At 46.4% G+C, this 7,244-nt stretch carries 5 protein-coding genes; 3 read left to right on the forward strand and 2 right to left on the reverse strand.

From position 1 onward, the window contains the following. The first annotated feature begins 600 nt into the window (after nt 1-600). Entirely contained in the window at nt 601-2,577 is a 1,977-nt protein-coding gene (locus tag AC5JMP_RS18405; RefSeq protein ID WP_495852941.1) for a hypothetical protein, read from the forward strand. A gap of 161 nt (nt 2,578-2,738) precedes the next feature. Beyond that, entirely contained in the window at nt 2,739-3,245 is a 507-nt protein-coding gene (locus AC5JMP_RS18410; protein ID WP_495852942.1) for a DUF1993 domain-containing protein, read from the forward strand. A gap of 247 nt (nt 3,246-3,492) precedes the next feature. Here AC5JMP_RS18410 and AC5JMP_RS18415 read toward each other — a convergent pair whose 3' ends face one another. Both AC5JMP_RS18415 and AC5JMP_RS18420 read right to left on the reverse strand, forming a co-directional pair. After that, nucleotides 3,493-4,464, reverse strand: a complete 972-nt coding sequence (locus AC5JMP_RS18415; protein ID WP_495852943.1) for a ParB/RepB/Spo0J family partition protein — start codon at nt 4,462-4,464, stop codon at nt 3,493-3,495. Then, nucleotides 4,454-5,248 (reverse strand): ParA family protein, encoded by a 795-nt coding sequence (locus AC5JMP_RS18420; RefSeq protein WP_495852944.1) that lies wholly within the window; start codon nt 5,246-5,248, stop codon nt 4,454-4,456. Before AC5JMP_RS18420 ends, AC5JMP_RS18415 begins: the two co-directional genes overlap by 11 nt. A gap of 303 nt (nt 5,249-5,551) precedes the next feature. Between AC5JMP_RS18420 and AC5JMP_RS18425 the strand changes: the two genes are divergently transcribed. After that, nucleotides 5,552-7,102 (forward strand): phytoene desaturase family protein, encoded by a 1,551-nt coding sequence (locus AC5JMP_RS18425; RefSeq protein ID WP_495852945.1) that lies wholly within the window; start codon nt 5,552-5,554, stop codon nt 7,100-7,102. The last annotated feature ends 142 nt before the right edge of the window (nt 7,103-7,244 follow it).

Raw genomic sequence — 7,244 nt, forward strand, 5'->3', positions numbered from 1 at the left:
AACTATGAGCAGTCACATGAGTAGGCTCAACGCAAGCGACCTCAACTGACTCTACCCAAATTCAACTACTTAGAAAACCGACTATCGCTTTATTTAGACTGAACTGAAAGTAAGACATATTTCTCCGTGTTATGTCACTTAGTTGCGTCTGAGACTGAACCAAGTAGGAAGGAAAGCGATCGCCCAATTTTATACACTACAAGCGTTTCAGCCTTCAGAGAAGCCCAGCTTTTAAAAGATAGTACGGTTAGGCTCTAGTTTCATTTCGTTTGTCTCACTATAAATAATGCTCAAAAGAGATTTGAAATAGGCATCATAACTGGGTTTCAGCTTAAGACAAACATCTCCGGATTTACTCACGAGTGTTTCTTGATCGAGTCACTTAATTCTCCGTATCTTATCACTACAGATTCTTAGGCTTCCTGCTGAGTATGACTCCTAGCACTTGAGACAAACTAATTAGTCTAATAAGACTAATCGTTTAGAAAGCACCGATTAATTAAACTTGGCAAGATTGACCACACTACGCTAATGTCACATATTTTTTGGCTTTAACCGCAGTCAGCTCCAGCAAATAATTAAGACTGGGAGAGATTTAGTGTGAGTCTGTCAACTACAAAACAGGAATTTGTATACGTTAAAGAATGGGATAGTGCGTTTCTTACGCTCTTTCCACATCGGTTTGACTATATTTACGCACCGCATCCAGAACTAAAGCATTCGCCTGAGTGGAAAACTGAAAGTCGGCATCCACTCAGCGATCGCCTCATTCAACAAAGTACTTACCTCTACGGCGTTCGCTTTGGAGCAGAAACAAATTATTGTCTCCTCGATATTGATGCTGGTAGTATCTATCATCCTAAGCATGATGCGATCGCCATCTCCCGCATTGCCGCTGCTTTAGAACCCATAGGGCTTGCGAGCTATGTCGTCTGCACCTCCAGCTACAGCGGTGGATTACACCTCTATTTTCCCTTTCAAAACCCGCAAAGCTCTTGGCAGTTGGCAATCGCCCTTACCTGCCTGCTGGAAAACGCTGGATTTAAAGTCCAACCTGGACAGCTCGAAGTCTTTCCAAATCCTAAACCCTATTCAACTGATGGGGTTCCTAGTCTTTTCAATGCTCATCGGCTCCCCATGCAAATCGGCTCTTATCTCCTCGACAGAGCCTTCCAGCCAATTTGGTCTAACGATCAGACTTTTGTTAAGCAGTGGCAGCTTATTCAAGAGCATAATGACATTGACAGTAAAACGCTTAAACAAATCCTGAAGCAGGCGAAGCGGAAGCACTTTGCCATCTCAGGCAAAGCGGAGAAATTTGTCAACGATTTAAATGCCGAAATAGAGTTGGGATGGACAGGGTATGGACAAACTAATCGGCTCTTGGGACGCATCACAATGCGAACCTATATTTTCCACCACATTCTTTTCGGTGGAGAACCACTGGAAGGAAAAGCCTTAATAGATGAAATTATCAGAACAGCACGATCGCTTCCTGGATATGTTGAATGGTGCCAACATCAGCATGAAATTGAGCACCGAGCTGAAGAGTGGGCAAGCTGTATTGAAGAGAGTCACTACTTTCACTTTGGTGATCAGAGTGAAAAACCTAAATCAGAAACTCAAGATCCAGAACTAATAGCTGCTGTTGACCAGTCCCCTACCTGGAATCAGCGTCAGTCTGCTGCAACCAGAGATCGAATTAGGCGTACGATCGCTGATTTGCTTGAGAAAACCAATTTGCCTGCCAAGGCTACCGCTCGTTTTCAAGCCTTGTTGCAATACAGCATTGGTGGAGCATCACTTTATCGTCACCGCGACTTATGGCATCCTAATTACTTAAATATTGACTCAGATCAAAATTTGACAGATGGGTTTCAACCACCTGTGGAAAACCCCCCAGACCCCCCAAGCGTCAAAATGAACAGCCAGTTAGACTGCGAAAACGCGTCTAACTGGCACAGTTCTACAAGCTTATTATCTACTAATGGCGGTGATAATCCTTCTGGTAAGGTTTCTAGCGATCGTACAGCTTTCAAAATCCCTATCAACGATAGTAATTCTTCTGCCAACTCCAGCTCTTGTCCTACTGCTTCAGAACTATTACAGGAGGCGCAGTATGTTCAGCAAGCGTTGTTCAGTATTCAGGCGCAACAGGAAGCATTTCAGGAAGCCGTACGCATCACTCAGGCGCAACGCCAACGCATTAAATCCGAGGCAGCAGAGCAACGGCACATTGATCGAATGCAGCAATTCTTAGACTCTGGTGATCCTATTCTTGTAGCGGAAGCAATGGCGTGGACACAGGTTAATCCGGGAGTTTTGCAAGCCGATCAACTTCAACTGTCTCTATTGCAAAGTTCTTTTACAGGTCAGTCTGGCAATCGCGCTTCTATTCTCGCAGCGATCGAGATACAGGCACAGCAATTGGCATGGTCAGCACAGCAGGTGAGTCATCATCTACAGCAACGCTTTGACAAGAATAATTTAGCCCTGCTGAGTGACTCGCAATTAATGCACTGGTTGGAACAATTGAGTCATATGATCCATATTCAACTGCCACAATCGTCTGATTAATCACACCTGTTCCCTACATTTCCTAGATCCACAAGTTGCGCCACTCATTTGCTAACCATGCCAAATAATCTATTCACCCACACTTCTGCTAGAGAAGTCGATCTATTCACTCCTCAACAAGGGACAATATGCTTAACAACAAGATTTTAAGGGCAACTGCCATGACCATTTCCATGTATCAAGCCTCAGTGCCCTCGCTTATTCGATCGCTAAATAATCTTGCGGCGATTCTAGAAAAGGGTGCAGCCCACGCTGAAGCTAAAAAAATTGATCCGGTTGTGCTGATCAACAGCAGGCTTTATCCAGATATGTTTCCTCTAGGGCGACAAGTCCAGATTGCCTCAGATATTGCCAGAAGGGGAGCCGCAAGACTAGCAGGATTAGAAGCCCCTAAACTAGAAGACAATGAAACGACATTCGCTGAATTAATTGATCGGCTTCATAAAACCACTGCTCACTTAGCAACCCTGACTCCTGAACAAATTGACGGTTCAGAGGAAACGTCAATTACCCTGCCAGTGGGTAGAGACACCATGACCTTTGAAGGATTGCCCTACCTCCTGTACTTTATTCTGCCAAACGTCTATTTCCATGTGACAACGACGTACGACATTCTTCGGCACTGTGGAGTCGAATTGGGCAAAGGCGATTATCTAGGAAAACCTTAACTGATATCAGCACGACAGTACGTTATTTACATTTGGGGCAAGGAATTCCCTGTGCCCTGGCTAGAGATAACTCTGCACTATTTTCTTGCTGAGGAAGCTGCTTTAGGTCAGTCAAGTGCCACAGTAGTGACGGTAAAGCTTGCCAATATTCTGCTCACCCGAGTACATCTGTTTGTACACAGCGAGGCATGACAGATACACAAGTTAGTCACGCTCTCACGTTGATTCATGCAAATCCCAAGACCAACTAATCTTGGCTGATAAGCTCTAACATTTGCTGAAGTAGCTTGTCAAACTTCCGCTGCTTATCTGGCGTGAGAGTTTTTAGCTTACCAGTAATTTGTCTAAGGCTCTGCTGTCTCTCTTTAATAGAATTTGGGGGAGCAGCAGCTACTGGCTGAGTCTGCTTAAATGTCTTTACCCGCTCTCGAATCTCTCGAATTGAAAGCCTATCCTGAACTGCTACATCCATTAGAGCCGCACGATGATCTTTATCCTCTACTTGAGCGATCGCCCTAGCCTTGGTGTACTCCAACTTGCCCTGACGTAATGTCAACTGCACATCATCCGGTAGGTTAAGAATAGGTAGACGATTAACTCTAAAGCTCTCTGGTGCAAGATCGCTAACGCTGGCAAGTACAGCTTCTAGGGCAGTCCATTCAGAATCCCGGATAACGTTATCCGGAGCTGTCTTTTTTTGGTCTGCTATACGGTTCAGCAGACCAACCACCTCACTCTTCGACTTACCAAGCCGTAGCTCCAAGAGCTTAAGGATGCCACAAGTTTCCTCCCAAACATTGGGTTGGGAACGTTGATTGTTCTCGATTAAGCCAATCTCAATTAGGTCATCATCAGTCAGCTCCAACACCTTAGCTTCAATAGTTTGAAGTCCAAGATGCTGATGCGCCAGCAAGCGCTTTTGTCCCACTGCTAGTTCATAACGTTGGCCAGGACTCGCCGAAGAAGGATCATCAGAAGATCTAACAATGATTGGCTCAAGCAGACCTTTATCTTGAATAGAACGTGACAGGGATTCAATCTCTTGAGGATCAACATAGCAACGATATTGCAGTGGAGAAATAAAGATCTGCTCAACTGAGATCTTCACCGTTAGCGCTTCAGAAGGAGGTATTAGACCAGAGGATGAAGCTCTAGGATTAAAGAGTTTGGCAACGCTACTAGGCATTGCATAGGGAACGTCAGACTTCTTATTGGACATGTGCTAAAGCTCCTAAGTCCTGGTTAAGTTCAGCACAAACCTGATCAGCTAGCAACGCAATAGACTTAAGCGCTTCATGACGACGATCGTATGTTGCGAGTGGCTGCCCTTGCTCCGACGCATCTGCAAAAGCAATTGCGTTAGGAATAGGCTCAAAGACTGGGGCAATCATACTTAAATACTGATTCATTGCACCCAGAGATCGCTTGTGCTGAGTCTTTGCCTTACTATATTTGGTTGGCACAAATCCAAAGACACTCAGATCTGGATTAGCTTCACCCTTCACATTCTCAACTGTTTGAAGAAGGAGGTCTGTCCCTCGATAGCTCTTAAATTCACAGTCAATAGGCACAAGAACACAATCAGACGTGACAAGAGAAAGGTAGCTTAACATCCCTAAGCTAGGAAGGCAGTCTATGAGGATTAGATCATAAGACTTTAGAATCGGGGTAAGCACCTTTTTTAGCTTAGATTCTCGCATAGGAGCTACAACTAGCTCCATTTCTGCCATGCCTAAGCCAATGTTGGCTGGGAGAAGATCCATACCATGCAGAGATGGAAGAATTGCAGCAGAGGTAGGGTAGCTTTTCATCAGGCAATCATAAATCGTAGCGCTGAGGCTCTCCGGCTCAAGACCCATAAAGATTGTAAGGCTTCCTTGAGGATCAAAATCGAGCAATAAAATGCGTTTTCCTCTTTGAGATAACTCATAGCCCAGATTCATTGACAGAGTTGTTTTACCAACTCCTCCAGCTTGATTGAATACTGAAAATATCTTAGCCATCAGATAGATATTTTATTAGTGATAGTTTGATCATCCTAAAGCAAAAGACTATGTGCGGATCACTTATTTTGCTCGATCTCGGCCTTCTCGAAGTCCATCATGCCTAACGAGAGAAAGTCCAAGAGAGAGGTCATCTCGCTCGTCCTTTAGAACCCGAGTTAACCTCAGTAGAGCATGACGAAACTTGATTATTTTAAGTTATCTTCGCTAATCGCCTCAAATGTGGCCCTTGCAGAGGAAGTTACGAGCGATAGAATGACAGAGGTAGATTAGGTATTCAGAGCAACTCTGTTGTGTGGGGTTATGGAAACCGTAGATGTAGTGGTGGTGGGAAGCGGCATTGGTGGTCTTTGCTGCGCAGCCTTGCTAGCTCGATACGGGTTTAGTGTAGTCATCTGCGAGAGTCACAGTATTCCAGGCGGTGCTGCCCACGCCTTTGAGCGGCAGGGATTTCACTTCGACTCTGGCCCCTCTCTCCACTCCGGGCTTTCCTACAGTCCTTCCAGCAACCCCCTGCGCCAAGTTCTTGATGCGATCGGTGAAGATGTTCCCTGGCTCACTTACGATGCCTGGGGCTGTTTCCTACCCGAAGGTTATTTTCGAGCAGCGGTCGGAGCAGAATCCTTTAATCAAGTCCTGTCTCAATGGCGAGGGGCAGCCGCGGTCGCCGAGTGGCAACAGTTACAGCAGGTCATGGAACCCCTGAAAGCCGCTTCAGTTGCTATTCCGCCCGTGGCCGTGCGATCAGATTGGGGGATGCTCATGACCCTCTATCCGTTCCTGCCGAATGTGCTGAAGCAGGCGAGAACAATGTTGCAATTATCAGGGCCTTTTTCTCGACTTCTAGACGGCGTGGTTCACGATCCGTTTATCCGTAACTGGCTAGACCTACTCTGCTTCATGCTCTCTGGCTTACTGGCTAAAGGGACAATGGCAGCGGAAATGGCTTTTATGTTTGCAGACTGGTATCGTCCCGATGTAGTACTAGACTATCCCAAAGGGGGCGGTGGGGCATTGATTGAAGCGCTGGTACGAGGATTGAAGCGCCACGGGGGGCAGTTACGGCTGAATGCTTCGGTGCAGCAGATCTTAGTTAAACACCAACGGGCAGTGGGAGTGCAACTGCAAACTGGAGAGCAGATCATTGCCCGTCATGCCGTTGTCTCCAATGCCTCTAGCTGGGATACCCTCAAGCTTTTACCTGAAACCGCGCTCTCAACTTTTCCGCAAAAACGCCAGCATCTTCCCGCCTGCCCTAGCTTTATGCATCTTCATTTGGGAATTGATGCAACAGGTTTACCGCCTGATCTGGAATGCCACTATCTGATTGTCAATGACTGGGAACTTGGGGTCGATGCACCACAAAACGTCGTTGCAGTGTCTATCCCATCCGTACTGGATGCGACCCTTGCGCCGACCGATAAGCACTGTATTCACGCCTATACGCCTGCTACCGAACCCTACGAACTCTGGGCGGGAATTAACCGCAAAAGCGATCGCTATCACCAGTTGAAGGTAGAACGCTCCCAGGTGCTCTGGCAAGGATTAGAGCGGATCATTCCAGATCTGCGCGATCGGTGTGAAGTGACACTGGTAGGGACTCCGCTGACCCATGAACGCTTTCTCAGACTACATCAAGGCAGCTATGGCCCTGCAATCCCTGCCGGACAGGGGATATTTCCTGGCTGTAAAACGCCGCTCAAAGGCTTGCTCTGTTGTGGTGATTCTACCTTTCCTGGTATTGGGGTACCTGCCGTTGCTGCCAGTGGCATGATTGCAGCCAATACTCTGGTTTCTATCTCTCAGCATCGTGAATTAATTAAAGAAGTTGAACCTGAATCAATCTCAGGGTAAGTGCGCTTTCTGTCCCTTGACTTTGAAATGTTACAGCTACTCAACGACAACGAAGACAGGCCAGTGGAGCGATCATCTATTGAGTATTTTATAGCGCTACGCACATACGTTAGGACACTCTTTAAAGGCAGCATCAACGCAA

It is taken from the genome of Drouetiella sp. (assembly GCF_059504425.1).